The 24250-nt window shown below is 43.8% G+C and carries 18 protein-coding genes and 2 pseudogenes; 19 read left to right on the top strand and 1 reads right to left on the bottom strand.

Annotated features, from left to right (window positions below; all coding sequences use genetic code 11):
• The first annotated feature begins 10 nt into the window (after window positions 1–10).
• The 17 genes and pseudogenes from ACG95_RS06520 (at window position 11) to ACG95_RS06440 (ending at window position 18249) form a co-directional block, all read left to right on the top strand.
• A pseudogene (locus ACG95_RS06520) lies at window positions 11–960 on the top strand (thymidylate synthase).
• Window positions 961–970: 10 nt separating this feature from the next.
• Window positions 971–1459, top strand: coding sequence for a dihydrofolate reductase (locus tag ACG95_RS06515; RefSeq protein ID WP_047999755.1), 489 nt, complete (start codon window positions 971–973; stop codon window positions 1457–1459).
• 105 nt (window positions 1460–1564) lie between these two features.
• A complete protein-coding gene (locus ACG95_RS06510; RefSeq protein ID WP_047999754.1) occupies window positions 1565–2416 on the top strand; it encodes a DegV family protein in 852 nt (283 codons plus the stop codon).
• 141 nt (window positions 2417–2557) lie between these two features.
• Window positions 2558–3508 (top strand): SGNH/GDSL hydrolase family protein, encoded by a 951-nt coding sequence (locus ACG95_RS06505; protein ID WP_047999753.1) that lies wholly within the window; start codon window positions 2558–2560, stop codon window positions 3506–3508.
• Window positions 3509–3520: 12 nt separating this feature from the next.
• Entirely contained in the window at window positions 3521–4165 is a 645-nt protein-coding gene (locus tag ACG95_RS06500; RefSeq protein ID WP_047999752.1) for a YpmS family protein, read from the top strand.
• Between the two features lie 10 nt (window positions 4166–4175).
• Window positions 4176–4397, top strand: coding sequence for a YozE family protein (locus ACG95_RS06495; protein ID WP_047999751.1), 222 nt, complete (start codon window positions 4176–4178; stop codon window positions 4395–4397).
• Window positions 4398–4425: 28 nt separating this feature from the next.
• Window positions 4426–5904, top strand: a complete 1479-nt coding sequence (locus ACG95_RS06490; RefSeq protein ID WP_047999750.1) for a S41 family peptidase — start codon at window positions 4426–4428, stop codon at window positions 5902–5904.
• A gap of 166 nt (window positions 5905–6070) precedes the next feature.
• Window positions 6071–7879, top strand: coding sequence for a DUF6119 family protein (locus ACG95_RS06485; RefSeq protein WP_152668298.1), 1809 nt, complete (start codon window positions 6071–6073; stop codon window positions 7877–7879).
• Between the two features lie 103 nt (window positions 7880–7982).
• Complete coding sequence (ylqF, locus tag ACG95_RS06480; RefSeq protein ID WP_047999748.1) at window positions 7983–8837, top strand: ribosome biogenesis GTPase YlqF; 855 nt, start codon at window positions 7983–7985, stop codon at window positions 8835–8837.
• Window positions 8830–9596 (top strand): annotated as a pseudogene (locus tag ACG95_RS06475) (ribonuclease HII). Before ylqF ends, ACG95_RS06475 begins: the two are co-directional and overlap by 8 nt.
• 72 nt (window positions 9597–9668) lie before the next feature.
• The gene (gene dprA / locus ACG95_RS06470) at window positions 9669–10535 is read left to right on the top strand and encodes a DNA-processing protein DprA (RefSeq protein ID WP_047999747.1); all 867 of its coding nucleotides are present in this window, start codon (window positions 9669–9671) and stop codon (window positions 10533–10535) included.
• Window positions 10536–10624: 89 nt separating this feature from the next.
• Window positions 10625–12775, top strand: coding sequence for a type I DNA topoisomerase (gene topA / locus ACG95_RS06465; RefSeq protein ID WP_047999746.1), 2151 nt, complete (start codon window positions 10625–10627; stop codon window positions 12773–12775).
• Between the two features lie 276 nt (window positions 12776–13051).
• The gene (gene trmFO / locus ACG95_RS06460) at window positions 13052–14377 is read left to right on the top strand and encodes an FADH(2)-oxidizing methylenetetrahydrofolate--tRNA-(uracil(54)-C(5))-methyltransferase TrmFO (protein WP_047999745.1); all 1326 of its coding nucleotides are present in this window, start codon (window positions 13052–13054) and stop codon (window positions 14375–14377) included.
• A 69-nt stretch (window positions 14378–14446) separates the two neighbouring features.
• Window positions 14447–15391, top strand: coding sequence for a tyrosine recombinase XerC (xerC, locus tag ACG95_RS06455; RefSeq protein ID WP_047999744.1), 945 nt, complete (start codon window positions 14447–14449; stop codon window positions 15389–15391).
• Complete coding sequence (gene hslV / locus ACG95_RS06450) at window positions 15375–15917, top strand: HslVU peptidase proteolytic subunit (RefSeq protein ID WP_047999743.1); 543 nt, start codon at window positions 15375–15377, stop codon at window positions 15915–15917. The genes xerC and hslV overlap by 17 nt, the downstream gene beginning before the upstream one ends.
• A 14-nt stretch (window positions 15918–15931) precedes the next feature.
• The gene (hslU, locus tag ACG95_RS06445; protein ID WP_047999742.1) at window positions 15932–17353 is read left to right on the top strand and encodes an ATP-dependent protease ATPase subunit HslU; all 1422 of its coding nucleotides are present in this window, start codon (window positions 15932–15934) and stop codon (window positions 17351–17353) included.
• Between the two features lie 17 nt (window positions 17354–17370).
• Complete coding sequence (locus ACG95_RS06440; protein ID WP_047999741.1) at window positions 17371–18249, top strand: aldose 1-epimerase family protein; 879 nt, start codon at window positions 17371–17373, stop codon at window positions 18247–18249.
• Between the two features lie 218 nt (window positions 18250–18467).
• Here ACG95_RS06440 and plsY read toward each other — a convergent pair whose 3' ends face one another.
• The gene (plsY, locus tag ACG95_RS06435) at window positions 18468–19094 is read right to left on the bottom strand and encodes a glycerol-3-phosphate 1-O-acyltransferase PlsY (RefSeq protein WP_082137322.1); all 627 of its coding nucleotides are present in this window, start codon (window positions 19092–19094) and stop codon (window positions 18468–18470) included.
• A 500-nt stretch (window positions 19095–19594) separates the two neighbouring features.
• Between plsY and parE the strand changes: the two genes are divergently transcribed.
• The gene (parE, locus tag ACG95_RS06430) at window positions 19595–21601 is read left to right on the top strand and encodes a DNA topoisomerase IV subunit B (RefSeq protein ID WP_047999740.1); all 2007 of its coding nucleotides are present in this window, start codon (window positions 19595–19597) and stop codon (window positions 21599–21601) included.
• Window positions 21602–21614: 13 nt separating this feature from the next.
• Entirely contained in the window at window positions 21615–24068 is a 2454-nt protein-coding gene (gene parC / locus ACG95_RS06425) for a DNA topoisomerase IV subunit A (RefSeq protein WP_047999739.1), read from the top strand.
• Window positions 24069–24250: the final 182 nt, after the last annotated feature.

The raw sequence follows: 24250 nt of genomic DNA, 5'->3' as shown, positions 1-24250 counted from the left end.
GGATGACGAAATGTTAGAAGATAGCTATTTACAATTAGTTCGCACGATTTTAGATCACGGGACTTACAAAGATGATCGTACGGGTACGGGTACTTACAGTGTTTTTGGTTATCAGATGCGTTTTGACCTCTCAAAGGGATTTCCATTACTGACAACTAAAAAAGTGCCATTTGGCTTAATCAAGAGCGAGTTGCTCTGGTTCTTGCATGGCGATACCAATATTCAGTACCTATTGAAGCACCGTAATCACATTTGGGACGAATGGGCTTTTAAGAATTGGGTAACGAGTGCCGAATACACGGGGCCAGATATGACGAACTTTGAACACCGCCGTTTGGATGATGCGGACTTTGCACCCGTCTATCAGGAACAGATGAAGTCGTTTGATGACCAGATTTTAAATGATGACGCATTTGCCGCTAAGTTTGGTAATCTCGGTGATGTTTACGGGGCACAGTGGCGTCATTGGCAGACCCGTAATGGCGAAACGATTGATCAGATGCAAACGTGATCGAGATGATCAAAAAAAATCCGGATTCACGCCGCCTGATCGTTTCTGCGTGGAACCCAGAGGATGTTCCTAGTATGGCGTTACCACCTTGTCACACGCTGTTCCAGTTCTACGTGGCGGATGGTAAACTTTCTTGTCAGTTATACCAGCGTTCGGGAGATGTCTTCCTAGGCGTGCCGTTTAACATTGCGAGTTATGCCTTGCTGACACATTTGATTGCAAAGGAAACTGGCTTACAAGTTGGCGAATTTGTGCATACGTTGGGTGATGCTCATATCTATAAAAATCATCTCGAGCAAGTTAAACTGCAATTAGAACGACAACCCAAAGAGGCACCACAATTGGAACTCAGCGGTGCGCATGACAGTATCTTCGACTACCAGATGAGTGACATTAAACTGGTCGGTTACGATCCCGCACCGGCAATTAAAGCGCCGGTCGCTATTTAGGAGGCCGCTGATGATTGCATTGATTTGGGCCGAAGATGTTAATGGGTTAATTGGCAATCAGGGACAGTTACCGTGGCACCTACCAGCCGATATGCACCGCTTTAAGACACTGACGACTGGACACGACGTGGTAATGGGGCGCAAGACCTTTGCAGGTTTCAAACGGCCATTACCGCGGCGAACGAATTGGGTCTTGTCACGACAGGACTTATCGTTACCTGAGGAAGTTAAACAATTGCATGATTTAAAAGCACTGCAGGCGTTAAACGCGCAACATCCGGATGACTTGATTTTTGTCATTGGTGGCGCGGTGGTTTTTGAAGCCGTGTTACCATTTGCGGATCTTTTATACCGGACGCGGATTGCACATACCTTTACTGGCGATACATGGATGCCTAATATTGATTACGACCAGTGGCAACTGGTTGCGCATCAAGATGGCGTGGTTGACGAAAAAAATAGTTATCCATTCGCGTTTGACGATTTTAAACGCCGTTAATTCGGCTGTAACCGTGAAACTGAGTGAGATTTCTGCTATACTGAAAGCATTAATTTATTGTAACGGTTACTTAAACGTTACAAGCATAAGAAAGCGTGGCAAAGTATGACGAAAATCAAGATTGTGACCGATTCTTCGGCAAATTTAACGGAGGATGAGGTCAAACAATACGATATTACCGTGATTCCGTTGACTGTCATGATTGATGGCACGATTTATGTAGAAGATGAAACCATCACTCGTGATGAGTTTATCGAGAAGATGGCAACGGCTAAGTCGTTACCAAAAACGAGCCAACCGGCACTAGGAACTTTTATTGAAACCTTCGACAAGCTCGGGGCGGATGGTTCTAGTGTGGTTTGTATCAACATGTTAGAAGCAATTTCAGGAACGGTTCACACTGCTGAACAAGCCGCTTCGATTACGAAGACTGATGTAACGGTGATTGATGCCCGTACAACTGATCGGGCAATGGCTTTTCAAGTTGTTATGGCTGCTAAGCTAGCTCAGAGCGGTGCGGACAAGCAAGCCGTGATTGATCAAGTGCACGCAACTCAAGCACATACCAAACTGTTCATGGGTGTGATGACTTTAAATAACTTGGTTGCTGGTGGTCGGATCAGTCGTTTGACTGGTGCTATCAGTACCTTGTTGAACGTCAAGATTGCGTTGGAAGTTGACGATGGTAGTCTTGATGTCAAGATGAAGGGCCGTGGGGTTAAAGCCATTAACAAGTTCTTCGACAAGGTCTTGGAAGACATTATCGCCACACCTAATGTGGTTGAAGTTGCCATTTCACACGTTGGGGCTACCGAACGGGTCGAAGAGTATAAAGCGCGTTTACAAGCAGCGTTACCAAGCTTGAAGGTTAGTGTCCAACCAACCGTTCCAATTATTGCAACGCACGGTGGACCCGGCGCCTTTGCAGTGGAATACCACACGCAGACGCCCGCTTAGACCAACGAACAATAGTTAAATAATAGCTAGTGATTGAATGATTTTAGGGAGCCAAATGATTGGGGTTTTTCAATCATTTGGCTTTCATGGTTAATACGCTAACGATTGTAGCTCGGTATTTTAACAGGAAAGATGGTGCCAATGTCTAAAGTAAAAGAGGCCATCAAAGTGATTTTAGTGGTGGCTGTGGTGGCCGGCGCGGCTTACTTCGGGGTTAAGTATTTACTACACCCGCAGAGCACTACGACGACACAGACAACCACAACGAAAACGGCCAAAAAGACCAGTAGTAAAAAGACCCAACACAAGACGAAGATCAGTTTAGTCGCAGTCGGGGATTCTCTGACTGAAGGTATCGGTGATAAGAGTGAAGGTGGCTATGTTGGTCAGATCAAGCAGACTTTGACTAGCAAGCAAAACCTGAAAGTTTCAACGACTAATGCGGGTAAATCCGGTGATCGTAGTGATCAAATTCTAGCTCGAATTGAGAAGTCTAAGGACTTACAAAATGAGATTAAGAATGCGGATGTCTTGACCGTCACGGTTGGTGGTAATGATTTACTCCAAACGCTGGAAGGGTCGTTAACCTCTAGCAACACGGCTAAGAATAATGCGACGGTTGCGAAAGCTCAAACGACCTATGCTACTAAATTAACTAAACTGTTCGATAAATTACGCAGTTTGAATCCATCCGCACCGATGTTCGTATTCAGTATCTATAATCCAATCTACGTTAATTTTCCAAATGTGACGGCGATTACTGATTATGTCAGTCAGTGGAATGACCAGACACAGACGACGGTTGGTCAGTATAAAGACGCGTACTTTATGGATATTAACTGGACGATGTCACATGGTCAGTATAAGACGGCTAGTCAGATCAAGAAGCTTAAACAAGCTGCGAGTGATACGACCTTGACTAGTTTGACGAATTCTAAGGCGATTACCAATGCATTGGCAACTGAGAACAAGACCAATGATCTGATTTCGACTGAAGATAATTTCCACCCGAATAAAACGGGTTACCATATCTTTACAAGCAAATTATACAAAGCCATGATGGCACATATCACATGGTTAATTAAGAAATAAGGAAGTGTTCTGATGCGTGAAGCAAAGCGAACTAAGCAACCAACCACGCCTAAGAAACCCCGCTTAACTGGTGCAATTAATATTTGGAAATGGGTCGCAATCGTATTGATTGCACTTATTGTGGGTACCGGGGTCTATATGGGAACCCAAGTCTTGCGGTCACCTAGTGAATCGACCACGATCACGAAGACCAGTAATACGTCAGCGGCCAGTGTGCCGATTACAATGGACCGTAACCAGTTGAATGCGCTAGCGAACTATTATTTGAATGACTTACAAAAGGGTCAGGATCTTAAATACCGGTTCGTCGTTCGCAAAACGGGTGCTTACCTCCTAGGAACGACCCAAGTATTAGGGCAGAATGTTTCCTTCGTAATCACGATGCAACCAAGCGTGATTGACGACGGTAATATTTCATTGAAGGCCACTAACTTATCTGTCGGAACGATGTCCTTACCAATCAGTTTTGTTATTAACTATATTAATAATAATTACAAAACGCCTAAATGGGTTAAGCTGGATGCGAATAAGAAGACCATCAGCCTCTATTTGAACAAGATCGTAGGTAAGAATGATGTTCGTTACAGTGTTGATAAGGTAGACTTGAAGAATGATCTGTTGAAGTTTGAAATGCACATTCCAAAGGTCAGCGATTAGGGGTGAATTCATGCACAAAACGTTTTACGAGTATCTGATGACGCAGCGTAATCCAAATAGTACCGATGCCGTTGCTGAATTTGCCAATAACGCGTTTTTAGATCAATCATTTCCTAAACAGGATAAGGATTTTCATGATCTATCGCAGTATTTGGAATTAAACGCCGGTTACTTACCAACCATGACGATCTTTGACGATGCATGGCAAGCTTATCTAGCTAGTGAAGCTTAAATTATAAGTAGGAAAGAGGAAGTTCGGCATGCCAGAGGAACCCAAACAGGTTAAGCCTGATGTGAAGAAAACGCCACGACCTAAGCGTCAAGTTGGGTTATGGACTTATATTATTTCGATTGTCGTCGCCCTGGGAATCGGGGTTGGTGGCACGTACTGGTTCATCGGCCGTGCGGTTAACGCCCAGATCAGTCAGATGAAGCAGACCAGTAGTGCGATGAGTAAGATCGAGTCGGTCTACGAAACAATCAGTCAAAATTACTACGAACCAGTTAATGCGAATAAATTAGCGAATGGTGCCATCAACGGGATGGTCAATTCGTTAGGTGATAAGTTCTCTGAGTATATGGATAAGAGTGAGACCGAAAGCTTGAACGATACGATCGACAGTTCATTCTCTGGTATCGGTGCTCAAGTTCAAAAATCGGGTAACTATATTCAAATCATCTCGCCAATTGCTGGGACACCAGCAAAAAAAGCCGGCCTTAAGCCTAAAGACGTGATTAAGTCAGTCAATGGTAAGTCGGTTGCCGGTAAGACTTTGACGCAAGCCGTTAACATGATGCGCGGTAAAGTTGGCACGACCGTTAAACTGGAAATCGAACGCAGTGGTGAGACGTTTACGGTCAGCTTGAAGCGGGCCAAGATTCCAGTAACGACCGTTGATTACAAGATGGTTGGCGGCAGTAAGAAGATCGGTTATATTACCGTTTCAACTTTCTCAACCAATACAGCTAAAGAATTCAAGACAGCTTTGAAAGCCTTGGACAAGAAGGGTGCTAAGAAGCTTGTCATTGACATGCGGGGTAATCCTGGTGGTCTGATGACAGCGGCACTTAAAATGGCTTCAATCTTCTTGAAGGACGGTAAGACGATCATGCAGGTACAAGCTCGTGATGGTTCGACTGAAAAGTACACCGCTTCAAGTAAGTATGATGGTGGTTTCAAGGAAACTAAGCCAACAACGGTCTTGATCGATGGCGGGAGTGCTTCAGCGGCAGAAATCTTCTCAGCGGCCTTGAAACAATCAGCTGGTGTTAAACTGGTTGGGTCTAAATCGTATGGTAAAGGGACTGTCCAGACGGTCACTTCGTTCAAGGATAAGACTGAAATGAAGATCACGGTTGCTAAATGGTTAACGCCAGATGGCACTTGGATCAACAAGAAGGGCTTAACTCCTGATGTTAAAGCTGACGAACCAAGTTACGCTAGTTTGACACTGATTAGCAAGCTCAGCGATCTTCAAGCTGACAAAGTTAATGATAATGTCAAGACGTTCCAGAAGTACTTGCAAGCCTTGGGGTATTTCAAGGGAACGGTCAACGGCTACTTTGGTGATTCAACCACTTCAGCCGTTAAAGCCTATCAACAACACGCTAAGTTGACGGCCACGGGTAAGGTTGATAAGCAGACCTTAGCTAAGATCGAAACCGAATTAGCAAATAAGATCAGTGACAACGATCGGGCCTATGACGCGGCGATGAAATTGATCGAACAAACGAACTAAGATTGAATAAAAGGCATCTAACCGACTTGGTTGGATGCCTTTTATCTCATGATTATTAGGAGATAATTTAATTATCAATCGAAAATTATAATTGAATTTTATACTTATTCAATTATAATTTTTTATAAGATAAGATTAACTAGGTATTGGAGGGGGAAATTTGTTTGTGCCATCAAAAGTTTCTGCGTATTTATTAAAACAAGATATGGAAATTGATGTTGCTGATTATAAGTCTTTTTTGAAATCAGACTTTTTAGGAGAAACACCGCCTATGGGAGAAATAAAGGAGAGAAAATTAAATTCAAATTTATTGAAAGGAATAAAATCAGGATATAAGCCGGTGAGTGGTTTTATCATTGAATATTCTCAAAATCAGACTACACCTAATTGGACGAATAATCTGAATGCATTTTCTGAAGATGCATTAGTACCTAATGCTGGGGGCACACAGTCATTCTTTGTTATCTACACATTTAAAGTTAAAGCTGATAAAAAATTAAAAAAAGTAACTTTAGGATTATCGTTTGGAAGAGGAACTACACCAATCCAAATGAGTCTTTTCGAACCTGACTTTGGAGAAAAAATATATAGAGCAGTGGGTTTGAAAAATTTTATTTCTGCCTCTAATTCAACAGTGCTTAGAAATTCACCAGTTAATATTTCATCTAAATCTGCTGGATCGAGGGCCATTCCTATCGATTTAGTAAACAACAATTCATTACAGAGTATTCTAAAAAAAATTGAAACATTATATAAACATGGAGCAACAGAAATAAAAATAGGAGGTTTTAAAGAGCTGGCTTTTTATAGTGGTTTTAAAAGTATTGGTACTCAATTAAGTGCATTAGCTAATTTTGTAAAGATTTATTTGGATCCTAATCAGAAGGATCAACTGGGAATAGATGGTCTGAAATCGTTAGCAAATGACCGTTACACAGTTGCTGACAATCCCGTCATTACTGAATTTGTGAAATTATGTAAGGCGAGGATGGAAAAAAAGTACGTTGACTTAAATGATATTGATGTAATTGATAATTTTGATTATGAGGACAGGGATGAGTATACATTTGTAGTTAAGGGTTTGAAAAATTTTAAATTTTCCAATATTAATGAAATTGTTGGGTCAGAGATAATTTCTGCTTTTGTTGATTATCAAATCAAATATAATTCAACTTTAGACAGGAATAAATTATTTAATAAACTTAAGTCTATAAAGATTGATTTAGGGCCACATGTGCATTCATTGTATCAATTACTTCTATATTCAAATAGTTCAATAAATAATCGAATATTTCTTTTTGAAGGTAAATGGTATGAAGTGCCAGTTACAGCGATTCAAAAAATAGATCGATATATTAATTTAGTGAAGGTGGGTATAAATGAGACTGATTTTCTTGATTTTAGTCAAGAAGATAAGATTGATCCTCAAAAAGCAGAAAACACCTATAATAAAAGAATGTTGAAGCATAATCTTAAAATGAAGAAGAATCTAATATTATTAGATGATCCGAGTAAAAGATTTTCATTGAGAGAAAAGTATGCGGGAACCTTGGGGATTGCTACTGGCAATATTGAACCTTGTGATTTAATGACATGTTATGGGGATGACCATTTTGAAGTAGTACATGTTAAACGTGGAAAAAATGGTGGAAATTTAAGTCATTGTTTGGGTCAATTACTGACTTCTATGAGTTTGTTGCAAAATAGTGATTCTGGGCTTTATGAATTTATTAATACAAATTTTGAAGAAGAGTCTAAGCATAAAGTCAAAGGATTAGCTGTTCCTGCAGAGTTAAAGCAAGGGGCACTTGAAAATAAAAAATTTGAGTTTGTATGTGTGTTAATTAATCAAGGGATTCTAACCTCAGTTCATCAGCTTTCAATATTAAGTCAAATACAAATTGCTCAAACTATGGAACAAGTTTTTCGAGCTGGATTTCAAATGAGAATTGTTTTTGTTAAAGATGTTAGCTAATGTATTAGAGTTGAACTAACTGGCGTTTTCATCCGTTTGCCGGTATGATGGAAGGTAACTGACTAATGGACGTGCCCGTAACTGGGCGAAAGGAAGATTATTAATGGCAAATATTCAATGGTACCCAGGACACATGGCGAAAGCCATTCATCAGATTGAAGATAACTTACACTTAGTTGATATCGTTTTTGAATTGGTAGATGCTCGGATTCCAGTCGCTTCACGCAACCCAGCGATTGAAAAAGTTATCAAGCAAAAGCCCCATCTATTATTGATGACAAAAAAAGATTTAGCTGATCCACAAGCGACGGCTGACTGGGTTAAGTACTATCAGGAACAGGGGCAGACTGCGATTGCGATTGATTCACGTAGCGTGACAATTGGTAAGCAGATCACCCAAGCTGCAACCGAGATGTTGGCGGATAAATTAGCCAAAATCGAAGCCCGCGGCATTACTAACCGACCAATTCGAGCAGTCTGTGTCGGAATCCCTAACGTGGGTAAATCAACGTTACTCAATCACATAATCAATAAGAAGATTGCTAAAGTCGGAGATCGCCCTGGTGTAACCAAGGGACAACAGTGGCTGAAAGCTTCTAATAAATTGGAGTTACTCGATACGCCCGGGATTTTATGGCCAAAGTTTGAGGATCAACTCGTTGGGACTAAGCTAGCAGTGACTGGTGCTATCAAGGAAAATATTTATCCAAACGACGACGTGGCATTGTTCGCACTCGACTTCTACAAGGAACACTATGCTAATCAATTAATTAAACGGTACCGCGTTACGGAAGAACAATTAGAACTACCTAGTCCTGAATTATTGCTGGTCATGACGAAGAATGCCGGCATGCGTGATGATTGGGAACGTTTCTGCGTGGCCTTCTTGTTAGATATTCGTAAGGGTCGTCTGGGTCGCTTCACCCTTGATTTATCGGGAGACCAACAGGATGCCTGAGCGGACGATTGCCGAATTCAAGCAGTTGTTGGCTGATCAGCCTACTGAAGAAATCTTAATGGCTGCGCAGAATGATCCGCGTAAAGGTGTTCAGCAAGCTTACCAGCGGTATTTAAAACAGGCGGAGAAGCACGCGGCACTTGTCACACGTCTTGAACAGCATATGCGTCTGGAACGTGATTTCTGGGCTCAGGGTGGTCAATACGTGGCCGGCATCGATGAAGTTGGCCGTGGCCCGCTGGCTGGACCAGTTGTCACGGCAGCCGTGGTCATTCGACCAGACTTTGATCTGCTAGAAGTTAACGACTCCAAGCAACTGACGGCTAAGAAACGACTGGAACTGATACCTAAAATTTTGGAAGAAGCTGTGGCTGTTGGTATCGGGATTGCGGATGCCCAACAGATCGATCGGTTGAATATCTATGAAGCAACGCGGGTGGCAATGGCCCAAGCGGTGACTAACTTGGACGTGCAACCAACGCTACTGTTAGTTGATGCAATGCAAGTTCCCGTTCCCATTGAGCAGACTCGTTTGATCAAGGGTGATGCAAAGAGTGCCAGTATTTCAGCGGCTAGTATCGTGGCGAAGTCGTTCGGGACAACTTAATGGTCATGTATGATCAAGTCTATCCAGGTTACGACTTTGCAGGTAATATGGGCTACGGCACGGCGAAACACTTAGCTGGCTTACAAACACTCGGTGCAACGGCCATTCATCGCCAATCTTTTTCACCAGTTAGAAATGCTGGGTTAGCTTAACGACGTAACTACTTAATAAAGCATGTGATCACTAGTTGTTCTGGTGGTATGCCCTTATTAAGGAGTGAGTCGATGCAATTACGAAGTTTATTGGTGCGGCTACAATTAGCTCGCGGAATTGGTTACGGTGAACGGGTCAAAATCTTTCAATACTGTCGAAAGCGACACGTGGTTGTGACGGATCCACGGCAACTGACCGTGATTGCTAAAATGCCGGTTAATCGGCGGCGACGGTTTGTGGCTGATTGGTGTAGTGATGACTTTCAACGGCGGTTACAACGTCATGCTAACGTCGATATTCTGACGATTCTGGATGCGGACTACCCGGTGGCGTTACTAGAGAGTTATCACCCACCACTAGTGCTGTTTCTGCGAGGTCATCGGGAACTACTGGCAACACGGCAGTTAGCGATGGTTGGTGCGCGTCAGGCCAGTCCATACGCCGCGCGGGTCATTGATCAACTGGTAGCCCCTTTAGCGCAACATGGGATTACGATTGTGAGTGGGTTAGCTAAGGGAGCGGATGGCTGTGCACATCAGACTGCCTTGAAATACCAATTGCCGACGATTGCAATTATTGGCACGGGCCTAGATATCAGTTATCCGCGCACACACGCTGAACTGCAACAGCAAGTTAGTCAGGTCGGTTTACTTATCAGCGAGTACCCGCTGGGCGTTGGACCTGAACGGTATCATTTTGTCGAACGTAACCGCATTATTGCGGGACTATGCCAAACGTTAGTGGTCGTCGAAGCTCGGGAGCATTCCGGGAGCTTGATTACCGCTAATTTGGCGTTGCAAAATAACCGTAACGTGCTCGCAGTACCCGGCCCAATAGATGCGCCGCTATCGGTCGGTTGTAACCAATTGATCGTGGCTGGGGCGAAACCAGTACTAAATTCGCAACATATAATAGAAGAGTTTTTACCTGAAATTTGACAAGCGTAAATTTTTGAAATATGATTACAGGGATTTATTAAACTAAACTTGATTGTAATTATAATAAAAACCTGTAAGGAGCTGATCGCGTGGCTACTAGTACAACTAAAGCCAAACCGGCGACAAAGCGGAAACCCGCAACAAAAACCAAGACCGCAACAAAGCGTAAACCTAAAACTCCCGCTAAGAAATTAGTAATCGTGGAATCACCTTCGAAGGCGAAAACGATTGAAAAATATTTAGGACGTTCATATAAGGTTGTGGCCAGTCTGGGCCATATCCGGGACTTGCCTAAAAGTAAGATGGGGGTCGACGTCGACAACGAGTACGAACCTCACTACATCTCAATTCGTGGTAAGGGTGACGTCATCAAGAACCTGCGTAAGGAAGCTAAAAAGGCCAAAGCCGTCTACCTCGCATCTGATCCGGATCGTGAAGGGGAAGCAATTGCGTGGCACTTATCTTACTTATTAGGTCTTGATCCTAAAGACAAGAACCGGGTCGTCTTCAATGAAATTACGAAAGATACCGTTAAAAATGCCTTTAAGGAACCCCGTTCAATCGATATGGACTTGGTTGACGCCCAACAAGCGCGTCGGATCTTAGACCGCTTAGTGGGTTATTCGATTAGTCCGCTACTGTGGAAGAAGGTCAAGAAGGGCCTGTCCGCTGGGCGGGTGCAGTCGATTGCACTTGATTTGATTATCCAACGTGAAAAAGCCATCAAGGCGTTTGAGCCTCAAGAATATTGGACGATCGACAGTGAATTCCAAAAAGGTCGTTCTAAGTTCATGGCTAGTTTCTATGGGACGCATAACAAGAAGCAGCCGTTGGACGACAACGACGCGGTTCAAAAGATTTTAAAACAGTTGGACCGTAACGGCAACTTTGACGTGGTCAAGGTTGTTAAGAAGGCACGTAAACGGTTCCCATCACCACCATTTACGACGTCAACCATGCAACAGGATGCTAACCGGAAGTTGAACTTCCGGACGCGTAAAACGATGATGGCAGCACAACAATTATATGAAGGAATCAACGTTGGTAAGGACGGTAATGTGGGACTAATCACCTATATGCGTACTGACTCAACCCGGATCTCTTCGATTGCTAAGCACGAAGCTTCTCAATTCTTGCATAAAGAATACGGGGAAGAGTATGCAGCCATCAAACCGGTTAAGGGTAAATTACCAGAAGGTGCTCAGGATGCCCATGAGGCAATTCGACCATCTTCTGTCTTCCGAACCCCTGCCAGTATCAAGGATTATCTGACTAAAGACCAATTCCGTTTATACCAATTAATCTGGTCACGGTTTGTTGCCAGCCAGATGACACCGGAAGTTTTAGATACGATGGCAGTTACCATCGATCAAAATGACGTCCAGTTCCGGGCAAACGGGTCTAAGACCAAGTTTGCTGGGTTCACGAAAATCTATGATAAGACTGAGAAAAATAATGTCTTGCCAGATCTCAGTGAAGGTGATGTCGTGACGTTATCGAAGACTGATCCCCAACAACATTTCACTCAGCCACCAGCTCGCTATTCTGAAGCGAACTTGATCAAGGCGCTGGAAGAAAATGGGGTTGGTCGTCCGTCAACGTACGCACCAACGCTAGATACGATTCAACGACGGTACTACGTGAAAATAGAAGCCCGGCGTTTCGTTCCTACTGAATTAGGAGAAATCGTTAACGATATTATTCAGGAATACTTCCCGGATGTCGTTAATGCTGGTTTTACCGCCACGCTTGAAGAGCAGTTGGATGCGACTGAAGAAGGTAAAGAGAACTGGGTTGAAGTTGTCGATAGTTTCTATAAGCCGTTCTCTAAAGAAGTTGCGACGGCTGAAGAGAGTATGGAGAAAATCCAGATTAAAGATGAACTGGCCGGCTTCAACTGTGACTTGTGTGGGGCCCCAATGGTTGTTAAGATGGGTCGCTACGGTAAGTTCTTCGCTTGTTCTCGTTTCCCAGATTGTCGTAATACTAAGGCGATTGTTAAAGAGATCGGGATCATCTGCCCACAATGTAAGAAGGGCCAAGTGATTGAGCGTAAGTCCAAGAAGAACCGGATTTTCTACGGTTGTTCCCGTTTCCCAGAATGTGACTTTGTCTCATGGGATAAGCCAGTTGGTCGTGATTGTCCTAAAGACGGTCACTACTTGGTTGAAAAGAAGGTCAAGGGTGGTAAACAGGTCCTTTGCCCTAACGGCGACTATAAGGAAGACGTCCAAAAGTAAAAATGGTTTAATAAAAGAAGCAATCATCGCGGATGGTTGCTTCTTTTATTTGCGAACAATTATAATGAATTGGAGCGGATTGTTCTTGATTATAAGGGGATAATAATTATTTCCCCGGGGAATTAGAATAAACATCTAAATAAAGTTCGCGTTTGATCTGATTAGCGCTTTTTAATATCAATCGGGCTAGCAAGTTTGTTTGTATTCTATCAGTTTCTCGGTTATGATTACTTCAATACTATCAACGGTATGGATTTAAGAAAAGAGGAAATCAGGATGGCATCAACACCAACTGTAAATGTAATCGGCGCGGGACTTGCGGGTTCCGAAGCCGCTTGGCAAATCGCCAACATGGGCGTCAACGTTCGCCTATACGAAATGCGACCAAGCAAAATGACCCCAGCGCACCACACCGCACAATTTGCGGAATTAGTTTGTACGAACTCATTACGGGCTAATCAACTAGCTAATGCGGCCGGTTTATTAAAGGCCGAAATGCGTCAAATGGATTCGATCGTCATGCAATCAGCCGAACATCACTCTGTTCCAGCCGGTGGCGCCTTAGCCGTCGACCGTGACACGTTCTCAGCTGAGATCACCGAATCGATTACGAACTTACCAAACGTCGAAATTATTAATGAAGAAATGACCACCTTACCAGAAGGGATTACGGTCGTGGCAACCGGTCCTTTAACGGCAGCCTCACTTGCTAAGTCAATCCAAGACTTCAACGAAGAAGATGACTTACACTTCTTTGATGCCGCTGCACCGATCTTGACTAAGGATTCGATCGATATGGACAAGGTCTACTTGAAGTCCCGCTATGATCGTGGCGAAGCCGCTTATTTAAATTGTCCAATGACTGAAGAAGAATTTGATGCTTTTTATGAAGCCTTGATCAACGCTGAAATGGCTGAAGCCCATGACTTTGAAAATTCGGATGTCTTTGAAGGCTGTATGCCGATCGAAGTCATGGCCCAACGCGGTCGTCAGACGATGTTGTTTGGCCCATTGAAGCCGGTTGGTCTTGAAGATCCTAAGACCGGTAAACAACCATTCGCCGTCGTTCAATTACGTCAAGACGATGCCACCGGTGAACTTTACAATATCGTTGGCTTCCAGACGCATCTTAAATGGGGGGAACAGAAGCGGGTCTTCTCAATGATTCCAGGACTTGAAAACGTCGAATTCGTTCGTTACGGTGTCATGCATCGTAATACGTTTATGAAGTCACCCAAGTTACTAGAACCAACTTACCAGACTAAACAGCGTTCCGACTTATTCTTCGCCGGTCAAATGACGGGGGTTGAAGGCTACATCGAAAGTGCTGGGAGCGGAATCGTTGCTGGGACTAATGCGGCACGGTTAGCTTTAGGATTAGAACCCGTCGTTTTCCCAGTTGATACGATGCTGGGGGCGATGGCTAATTACATTACCCACACGAGTGCAACGCATTTCCAACCAATGAACGCGAACTTCGGAATCATGCCTAAGCTTGGTCAACGCGTCCGCGATAAGCGCGAACGTAATACGGCAATCTCAGAACGGGCATTAGCCGACTTAACGACTTTCAAAACAGAAGCTTTGACGATTACTGACTAATCAACAGGGTGCATAATTGTGTTTTCCTCCAGACTTTGCTAAAGTGGCATTGGATGGAGGTTTTTTTATATGGAAACAGACTATTTACCGCTTTTTCTGAAGTACATTCGGGTTGAACGTCAATACTCGGATGAGACGGCTGCGGCTTACCGGGAAGATATTCAGGCTTTTAATGATTTCTTAACGGCAAACGGCGGTGCGAAAGCGTATACTGAAGTTGACCGTTTGGATGTCAACGTATATTTAAGCCATCTGTATGACCGCCATTTAACCCGTAACTCGATTGCGCGGAAGGTTTCTAGTTTACGGTCGTTCTATAACTTTTTAGTTAAGAATGATTTAGCTAAAGTGAATCCCTTCGTGTACGTGCAACTCAAGAAGCACGCCCCCCGCTTGCCCCGATTCTTCTATCAGAAGGAATTGGACGTCCTCTTCCAAACGGTTTATGCGGATGACAGCGTGATGGGTGTTCGTAACGCGGCTTTATTAGAAGTACTGTATGGTACCGGGATTCGTTTGAGTGAATGTGTCGACCTCAGATTAAGCGACGTCGATTTTGAACTCAAGATGATGCTGATACGTGGGAAGGGTGACAAGGAGCGTTACGTGCCGTTTGGACGGTACGCGGCGACAGCCCTGCAACACTATTACGAAATCTGTCGGACGCCGGTGATGGCCAAATATGAGCAGACTCATACGATGGTCTTCATCAACCGTCACGGTGGCGCAATTACCGGTGGGGGCATCGAATACGTCTTGAATCAGATTGTCAAAAAAAGCAGTCTGACTGCGGATATCCATCCCCATATGCTACGGCATACGTTTGCGACCCAGATGTTGAATAATGGGGCCGACTTACGGACGGTGCAGGAACTATTAGGTCATACGAGTTTATCCACGACGCAGATCTATGCGCACGTGACTAAAGAACACTTACAACAAGACTATCGAAACTTCTTTCCGCGAGCAACGCGGGAAAGCATAAAGGAGACTGAACATGACAGTAAAATTTGAAGCAACAACAATCTGTGCCGTACGCCAAAATGGGCACAATGCAATGGCTGGTGATGGTCAAGTAACCATGGGTGAAAAGGTCATTATGAAGGGTACCGCTCATAAGGTCCGCCGCATCTATGATAATCAGGTCGTTGTTGGTTTTGCCGGCAGTGTCGCTGATGCCTTCAACTTGGAAGACCGTTTTGAAAAGAAACTCAATGAATTTTCAGGTAATCTCCAACGTGCAGCCGTTGAATTAGCACAGGAATGGCGTAGTGATCAGGCCTTACAAAAGTTAGAAGCCCTCTTGATCGTCATGAATAAAGATGAAATGTTACTTGTTTCTGGGAGTGGCGAAGTCATCACCCCAGATAACGACGTGCTAGCTATTGGTTCTGGTGGTAACTTCGCGTTATCCGCAGCCCGGGCAATGCAACTGCACGCCCCAGACATGGGTGCCAAAGAAGTTGCTGAAGCAGCGATTAATATTGCTGGTGACATCGATATCTTTACGAACCACAACGTTATTTCAGAAACATTCTAATCGGAGGGATACTCATGGAACAAATCAATAAAACGCCTAAACAGATCGTTGCCGCACTAGATAATTATGTGATTGGTCAAAACCAAGCGAAAAAAGCCGTTGCGATTGCTTTACGGAATCGTTACCGTCGGATGGAACTATCTGCTGACATGCAGGAAGAAATCACCCCTAAAAATATGTTGATGATCGGACCTACCGGGGTCGGTAAGACCGAAATTGCTCGCCGGTTAGCTAAGATCGTTCAAGCACCATTTGTTAAGGTCGAAGCCACTAAGTTTACCGAAGTTGGTTACGTCGGTCGTGACGTTGAATCAATGGTCCGTGACTTAGTCGACGTGGCTATTGAGATGGAAAAGCAAGAAGCCTACTCAGGTGTCCGCGCTAAAGCAGTGCAAGCTGCCGACAAGCGTTTAGTAAAATTGTTGGTACCAGCTGCCAAAAAGAAACAGAATAATCGTAACGGTAACGACTTCCAGAACATGATGAGTATGTTCAACCAGATGCAAAACGGACAGACACCGAATATGGAAGATCCAAATAAGGAAGATGTGACGGATGAAGTTCGCAACCAACGTTTAACCGTTGCTGACCAATTACGAAGCGGCTTATTGGAAAACTCCGAAGTTACAATCGACATGGATGATCCACAACAGAATGCAGCCGGCAACAATAACATGTTAGGCCAAATGGGAATCGACCTGGGTGACAGTCTCGGTGCCTTAATGCCTAAGAAGCGGATTCAACGGACAATGCCCGTATCAGAAGCACGTGAAGTTCTGGTGCGTGAAGAATCCGAAAAGCTCGTTAACAATGCGGATATCTATCATGATGCGATTGTACGTGCCGAAAATACCGGGATCATCTTTATTGATGAAATTGATAAGATCACTAAGGGCGGCCAACAGAGTTCTGGTGAAGTTTCACGTGAAGGTGTTCAGCGTGATATTTTACCAATCGTTGAAGGCTCACAGATCTCAACGAAGTATGGTTCTATCAATACGGACCACATTCTCTTCGTGGCCTCAGGTGCCTTTGCCGAAAGTAAGCCCAGTGATTTGATTGCAGAATTACAGGGTCGTTTCCCAATTCGGGTTGAATTAGATGACCTCAGCAAAGATGATTTTGTTAAGATTTTAACGGAACCTAAGAACGCGTTGATCAAGCAGTATATTGCTTTGATTGGTACGGACAATATCAAGGTAACCTTTACTATCGAAGCGATTGAAGCCATTGCTGGAATTGCCTTTAAGGTCAACCATGAAACGCAAAATATCGGTGCGCGCCGTTTACACACCGTTTTAGAGAAGTTATTAGAAGAATTACTCTACGAAGGTCCAGATATGGAAATGGGCGAAGTAACGATTACCGAAAGTTACGTCAATGAACGTATCGGCAACATTGCTAAGGATAAAGATTTAAGTCGTTATATTCTATAATTAAGGGAGTTGCAAGAATGACAGTTGAGTTAAAGAATGATTATTTAACGGTTCAGATCAATGAGGCGGGGGCCGAATTGAGTAGTGTGAAGTCAGCGGATGGTATCGAGTACATGTGGCAAGCTGATCCCAAGTTCTGGGGTCGCCACGCACCTGTCTTATTCCCAATCGTTGGTCGTCTAAAGGATGATCAGTATACCGTTGCGGGTCAAACTTATCATATGGGCCAACACGGCTTTGCTCGTGATAATGAGTTTACGGTCGTTGAACAGACCGCAACGCAGGCAACGTTGGAATTAACGGATAGTGCTGCTACCCGCGAAATGTACCCATACGCATTCCAATTACGTTTGATCTACACGTTAACCGATCATGAACTGACCGTCGGCTACCAAGTGCACAACCCTGCTAATCAGGAATTGTTGTTTGGAATTGGTGGGCACCCAGCTTTCAATGTACCGTTAGCTGATCCAGCGGCTACCTTAGAGAATTATTCAATCACAGTAGCCCCACGGAAGGTCTATCCACACATTCCATTACAGGCGCCTTTAAATGACGCTGAGAACACGACGGATTTTGATTTAACGAAGCCATTAGCGTTGACGCGGGACCTATTTAAAGATGACGCAATCATCTTGGACTTGGATCACCAGGAGACCACGGTAATGTTGAGTTCTGACCTTGACGATCACGGGGTTGCGATGACCATCGAGAACGCCCCATATGTCGGCATGTGGTCACCATACCCAGCAGAAGGCCCATTCGTTTGTTTAGAGCCATGGTGGGGGATTGCGGATAATGTTGCTTCAGATGGTCAATTAAGCCATAAGATGGGCATTAATCGCCTAGCAGCTAACCAAACGTTTGATGCTCAGTACGCAGTGAAATTTTTCTAAATAAGTTTTAGTTGAAAGGGCCGTTTACTTTAAAACGACTCTTTTTTTGTGGGATGAATGAACTGGAGGACACCTCAAAGGTTATTCGTTGCGGTAGCTTTTAATTAGTACAATATGTAACTTGTTACTTTAACTAAATTACAAAACAAATCAACCCCAGCAATAAGCTTAGTCCAATCCATCAAAAAAGACCACCCATTATGAGTAGTCCCACTTGATTAGTTGTCTTTGTTACGTTGTTGCCGTCGCCAACCGAGACCAAAATGAACTAAGGATTCAGTTCCGTTCTTAATCCGTGCGATATTAGTCCGATGGCGATAGAAGATGAAGACCGTTAATACTAGTGCTACGAGTGACAGTAACCAATCCTGGTAGTAGAAGATCGCAATCAACGTTACAATTGGAAAGGCCGTCATACTAGCAACACTGACCATGCTCGTCACGTATACGAGGGTGAACATGATTGCACTGGCAATTAAGAAGAATTGCCAGTTATAGGCTAGTAGAATACCGGCACTGGTTGCAACGGCTTTACCACCTTTGAAACCAATGTAGATTGAGAAGGTGTGGCCTAAAATTGCAGCTAGTCCGATGAGTAGCGTATAACGATTATTCATATGGAATAGCAGCGATGGCTGTAGCGCCGCAATGGTTCCTTTTAAGATATCCATTGCCATAACGATCGTACCGGCAGTTGGGCCAAGCACACGATAGGTGTTGGTTGTGCCAATATTGCCGCTACCTGCTTGGCGGATATCGGTATGAAAGAATAGCTTGCCGATAATGACTCCCGAAGGAATCGCGCCGATTAAGTAGGCGACGACTAACATGATTAGTATTTTCACAATGAGTTCCTCCCGCAATAGAATCACTTCAATATTTTAGCATTATTTTGTTAATCATGGGAATAAATTAATCGAAAAATTAGGACATCGACCAGTAATTGCGAAAAATACGTGACTTTTTTCTAATTATTATATGTCCGGAAGCTTGATGCTATCACTATTAAAGCGCTAACTACAAGATTAGCCGCGACTTTTACGGTCTCGTCGGGCTAGGACTAAGATTAATTTTTGAACTGGCGCTTAGAATCAACATGAGGTAAGCTAGTAAGTGGCTTATTTTTTATGGATGGATAGGTTGATCAGTTGTTGCGAACGTATGTTTGCTAAACTGGTTATTTTAGCGTATGCTAACTACTGATTAACCTGACGAGCCCAAAATAGCAAGACTCTAAACTAGGTTACCGTTAGTGATAGGCGCTGTGTACCGAGCTAATATCGGTTGCCGTCAGCCGTTGCTAATACGAACTTAACTTAATTAAAATTCAAAAGGAGTTGTAAGAATGGCAAAAAAAGGTCAAGAATATGATGACTCTTCAATCCAAGTACTTGAAGGATTAGAAGCCGTTCGAAAGCGTCCTGGGATGTATATCGGCTCAACGGACGGCCGCGGACTCCATCATTTAGTCTACGAAATTGTTGATAATGCTGTCGATGAGGCGTTATCTGGTTACGGTAACGAGATTAATGTCACGATTCATGCAGATAATAGTATTACCGTTGTCGATCATGGGCGTGGGATGCCAGTTGGGATGCACGCTTCTGGAATTCCAACTGCTGAAGTAATTTTAACAGTGCTTCATGCGGGTGGTAAATTCGGTCAGGGTGGCTACAAGACGTCTGGTGGGTTACATGGGGTCGGTGCTAGTGTGGTTAACGCACTTTCGACTGAGCTTACAGTAACCATCATTCGTGATGGCTACCGCTATGTAGAACATTTTAAAGACGGTGGTCATCCGGTTGGGACCCTTGAAAAGAAGGGCAAGACTAATAAGCCCAACGGTACGACGATTACGTTTAAACCAGACGCTAGCATCTTCACCACCACGGTTTATAATTTCCAAACGCTCGCTGAACGATTACGGGAATCAGCCTTTTTACTTAAAGGAGTTAAGATCACTTTAACCGATGAACGTGAGAATCAGGAACAAGCGCTGGAATTTTATTTTGAAGATGGTATTAAAGCATTCGTCAATTACTTAAACGAAGATAAGGATACGCTAGGTGACGTCATGTTCTTCGATGGCACCAAGGACGGTGTTGAAGTCGAGGTCGCTGCTCAATACAATGACGGCTACTCTGAAAACCTGTTATCCTTTGTTAATAACGTGCGTACGCCAGATGGTGGGACACACGAAGCTGGTTTTCGTAGCGCGTGGACCAAAGCTTTTAACGAATACGCGCGTAAAGTGGGCTTGTTGAAGGAAAAGGACAAGAACTTAGAAGGTTCCGATGTTCGTGAAGGACTTTCTGCAGTAGTTTCACTTCGGATTCCCGAGAACTTATTACAGTTTGAAGGACAAACGAAGGAAAAGCTGGGGACACCAGAAGCGCGCATGATCGTTGACAACGTGGTTAGTGAGCAACTCCAATTCTTCTTAATGGAAAACGGGGAATTTGCACAGATGCTGATCCGGAAGTCAACGACGGCCCGCCAAGCTCGAGAAGCAGCACGTAAAGCTCGAGATGAGAGCCGTAATGGCAAGCGTCGCCATAAGCAGGAACGCCTGTTATCTGGAAAATTAACGCCGGCGCAGTCTAAAAATGCCAAGCGTAACGAACTCTTTCTAGTTGAAGGTGATTCGGCCGGTGGTTCTGCTAAACAGGGCCGTGATCGTAAGTTTCAGGCTATCTTACCGTTACGAGGTAAGGTCTTGAATACGGAAAAGGCTAAATTAGCTGACATCGTTAAAAATGAAGAAATCAACACCATGATCTATACGATCGGTGCTGGTGTCGGTCCAGAGTTTGATATTGAATCCAGCAACTACGACAAGGTTATTATTATGACCGATGCCGATACCGATGGTGCTCATATTCAAGTGCTACTCTTAACTTTCTTCTATAAATACATGCGGCCGATGATTGATGCGGGTAAGATCTACATTGCATTACCGCCGCTGTACCGGTTACAGAAAAAACAAGGTAAACAATTACGGACGGAATATGCTTGGACTGACGATGAATTAGCCTTGCGTACGAAGACTTTTGGTAAGGGCTATGCCTTGCAACGTTATAAGGGACTTGGTGAAATGAATGCTGAGCAGTTGTGGGAAACCACGATGGATCCCGAAGTACGGACACTGGTACGTGTTAGAATTGACGACGCAGCGCTTGCTGAAAAACGGGTTACAACGCTAATGGGTGATAAAGTTGAACCCCGTCGTAAATGGATAGAAAGTAATGTACATTTTAATCTTGATGAAGATGGGTCTTTATTGGACAATCAAGCTGTTTCATCCGCGCATGAACAGGCTGATGAAGAATTGGCCCAGCAATTAGAGCACTAAAGGGGGTCGTGAAATGGCAACTGAAGAACAATCAAACATTCAAGAACTAACCCTTGAAGAAGTCATGGGCGACCGTTTTGGCCGTTATTCCAAGTATATTATCCAAGAACGGGCCTTGCCAGATATTCGTGATGGCTTAAAACCCGTTCAACGTCGGATCTTGTACGCGATGAATCAAGATGGGAATACTTTTGACAAGGCTTTTCGTAAGTCAGCCAAGTCAGTTGGTAATATCATGGGTAATTTTCACCCCCATGGTGACTCTTCAATCTATGAGGCGATGGTTCGTCTTAGTCAAGATTGGAAGTTACGCGAACCATTAATTGAGATGCACGGTAATAACGGGTCAATGGATGGCGATCCGGCAGCCGCAATGCGGTATACCGAAGCGCGTTTAAGTAAGATTTCTGGCGAAATGTTACAGGACATCGATAAGAAAACCGTTGATATGGTTTTAAACTTTGATGATACTGAATATGAACCAACGGTCTTGCCCGCTCGTTTTCCCAACTTACTGGTTAATGGTGCAACCGGGATCTCAGCTGGATATGCCACGGAAATTCCACCTCACAACTTAAGTGAGGTTATTGACGCGGTGTTATTCCTTATGAATCATCCTAAGGCAACGCTGGATGATTTAATGGACTTTGTAAAGGGACCTGATTTCCCAACTGGTGGGATTATCCAGGGGCTTGCTGGGATTAAGCAGGCTTACGAAACGGGTCGGGGTCGAATCGTTGTGCGTTCACGTACGCAGATCGTACCGATCAAGGGTAATAAGACCCAGATCGAAGTTTCTGAGATTCCGTATGAAGTTAATAAGGCACAATTAGTTAAAAAGATCGATGAAATTCGGATTATGAAGAAGATCGAAGGGATTGCCGAAGTCCGTGATGAAAGTGATCGTAAGGGTCTGTCAATCGTCATTGAATTGAAGCGGGATGTGAATGCGGACGGTATCTTGACGTACTTGTTTAAGAATACTGACCTACAGATCACGTATAACTTCAACATGGTTGCCATTTATCATCAACGTCCAGAACACGTTGGTCTCAAGTTGATCCTATCGGCATACCTGGAACATCAACGTGACGTGATTACTCGGCGGACACAGTTTAACCTGAAGAAGGCCACTGATCGGCAACATATCGTTCAAGGACTGATCAAAGCGATGTCGATCTTGGATCAAGTTATCCAGACGATTCGAGGTAGTAAGGATAAACGGGATGCTAAGCAAAACTTGGTAGACAAGTTTGATTTCAGCGAGATTCAAGCGGAAGCAATCGTCACGATGCAACTGTACCGCTTGACGAATACCGATGTGACGCAGCTTGAAAAAGAAGCGGCTGAATTAGCTGACGATATTGCGAGCTATCAACTGATTCTTGCCCAGCCTAAAAAATTAGATGAAGTCTTGCGTCGTGAACTCAAGAAGATTCAAAAATACTATCCAACACATCGTTTAACTGAAATTCAGACTGAAATTCAAGAACTAAAGGTTAAGACCGAAGTTGTGATTCCACAAGAAGACGTGGTCGTCATGATCAGTCACGATGGGTATATCAAGCGGACTAGTCTACGTTCTTACACTGCTTCTGAACCGGACGATAATGGTCTTAAAGATGAAGACTATCCAATCTACCTGGAGAAGAACAGTACGCTAGATCACTTGATGATGTTTACCAACATGGGACATCTGATCTACCGGCCTGTTTATGAAATTGCGGACGCTAAGTGGAAAGACACTGGTGAGCACATTTCGCAAACGATTGGTTTAGCTGATAATGAACGAATTACTTGGGTCTTTAGTTTTGAAAACTTAAAGGCAACTGGGAAATTCTTGATTGCGACGAACGACGGTTACATTAAGCAAACAGCTTTCGAGGAATACGTTCCTGGTCGAACTTATAAGACCAGAGCAAGTCAGTTTATGAAGCTTAAATCGGACGATTCCATGGTCGTTTCAGTGAAATACTTGCCACAGGCTCCAACTGGGACATTAGTATTGATTACACAGCACGGTTACGGCTTACGCTATGATCTCAGTGAAGTCCCAACAACTGGTGCAAAAGCCGTTGGGGTTAAGTCAATGGATCTTCGTGATGACGCAATCGTGCGAGCGACTATCGCCAATGAAACTGACCTGATTGCGTTAATTACGCAACGTGGATCGTTCAAGAAGATGAAGGTGGCTGATATTCCAGTCACCAGTCGAGCTCGACGTGGGGTCCAAGTTCTTCGCGAATTGAAGAACAATCCGCACCGGGTCGCTGACTACGTCTTATTAGATGCAGGTAGTACTGGAACTGCGCTGGATGTCTTGACTACTCGCGATAAGCATCACTCGATTTTGAGCGATGATCATCCAGTGAGTGCGCGTTACTCGAATGGTTCTTTCGTCGTTGATACGGACGTTGAAGGGGAACCTTTAACCATGGAATTACATCCAATTCCTTTAACGGTTTAATTCACTAATGCGAATACTTGCGTGGTAACTGGCATTAGCTTATGATGAAGTGGTAACTAAAGATAATTAACGAATTAGTTAAGATTTATTTACCGATAACAACCGCTTGCTTTCACTTTTAATCTTGTATAAGATTATAGGTATTATAAGATAGTGATAAGAAGAAAGGATCAGGTAGAATT

This window comes from Lactiplantibacillus herbarum (genome assembly GCF_001039045.1).
Lineage (GTDB): Bacteria > Bacillota > Bacilli > Lactobacillales > Lactobacillaceae > Lactiplantibacillus > Lactiplantibacillus herbarum.
Note: the sequence above shows the minus strand (reverse complement) of the source record. Positions and strands in the feature narration are given on the sequence as shown.

Bases quoted from the DNA above. Each gene is read 5' to 3' on its own strand.
- ACG95_RS06515 (WP_047999755.1), top strand. From the start codon at position 971: ATGATTGCATTGATTTGGGCCGAAGATGTTAATGGGTTAATTGGCAAT.
- ACG95_RS06510 (WP_047999754.1), top strand. From the start codon at position 1,565: ATGACGAAAATCAAGATTGTGACCGATTCTTCGGCAAATTTAACGGAG.
- ACG95_RS06505 (WP_047999753.1), top strand. From the start codon at position 2,558: ATGTCTAAAGTAAAAGAGGCCATCAAAGTGATTTTAGTGGTGGCTGTG.
- ACG95_RS06500 (WP_047999752.1), top strand. From the start codon at position 3,521: ATGCGTGAAGCAAAGCGAACTAAGCAACCAACCACGCCTAAGAAACCC.
- ACG95_RS06495 (WP_047999751.1), top strand. From the start codon at position 4,176: ATGCACAAAACGTTTTACGAGTATCTGATGACGCAGCGTAATCCAAAT.
- ACG95_RS06490 (WP_047999750.1), top strand. From the start codon at position 4,426: ATGCCAGAGGAACCCAAACAGGTTAAGCCTGATGTGAAGAAAACGCCA.
- ylqF (WP_047999748.1), top strand. From the start codon at position 7,983: ATGGCAAATATTCAATGGTACCCAGGACACATGGCGAAAGCCATTCAT.
- dprA (WP_047999747.1), top strand. From the start codon at position 9,669: ATGCAATTACGAAGTTTATTGGTGCGGCTACAATTAGCTCGCGGAATT.
- trmFO (WP_047999745.1), top strand. From the start codon at position 13,052: ATGGCATCAACACCAACTGTAAATGTAATCGGCGCGGGACTTGCGGGT.
- xerC (WP_047999744.1), top strand. From the start codon at position 14,447: ATGGAAACAGACTATTTACCGCTTTTTCTGAAGTACATTCGGGTTGAA.
- hslV (WP_047999743.1), top strand. From the start codon at position 15,375: ATGACAGTAAAATTTGAAGCAACAACAATCTGTGCCGTACGCCAAAAT.
- hslU (WP_047999742.1), top strand. From the start codon at position 15,932: ATGGAACAAATCAATAAAACGCCTAAACAGATCGTTGCCGCACTAGAT.
- ACG95_RS06440 (WP_047999741.1), top strand. From the start codon at position 17,371: ATGACAGTTGAGTTAAAGAATGATTATTTAACGGTTCAGATCAATGAG.
- parE (WP_047999740.1), top strand. From the start codon at position 19,595: ATGGCAAAAAAAGGTCAAGAATATGATGACTCTTCAATCCAAGTACTT.
- parC (WP_047999739.1), top strand. From the start codon at position 21,615: ATGGCAACTGAAGAACAATCAAACATTCAAGAACTAACCCTTGAAGAA.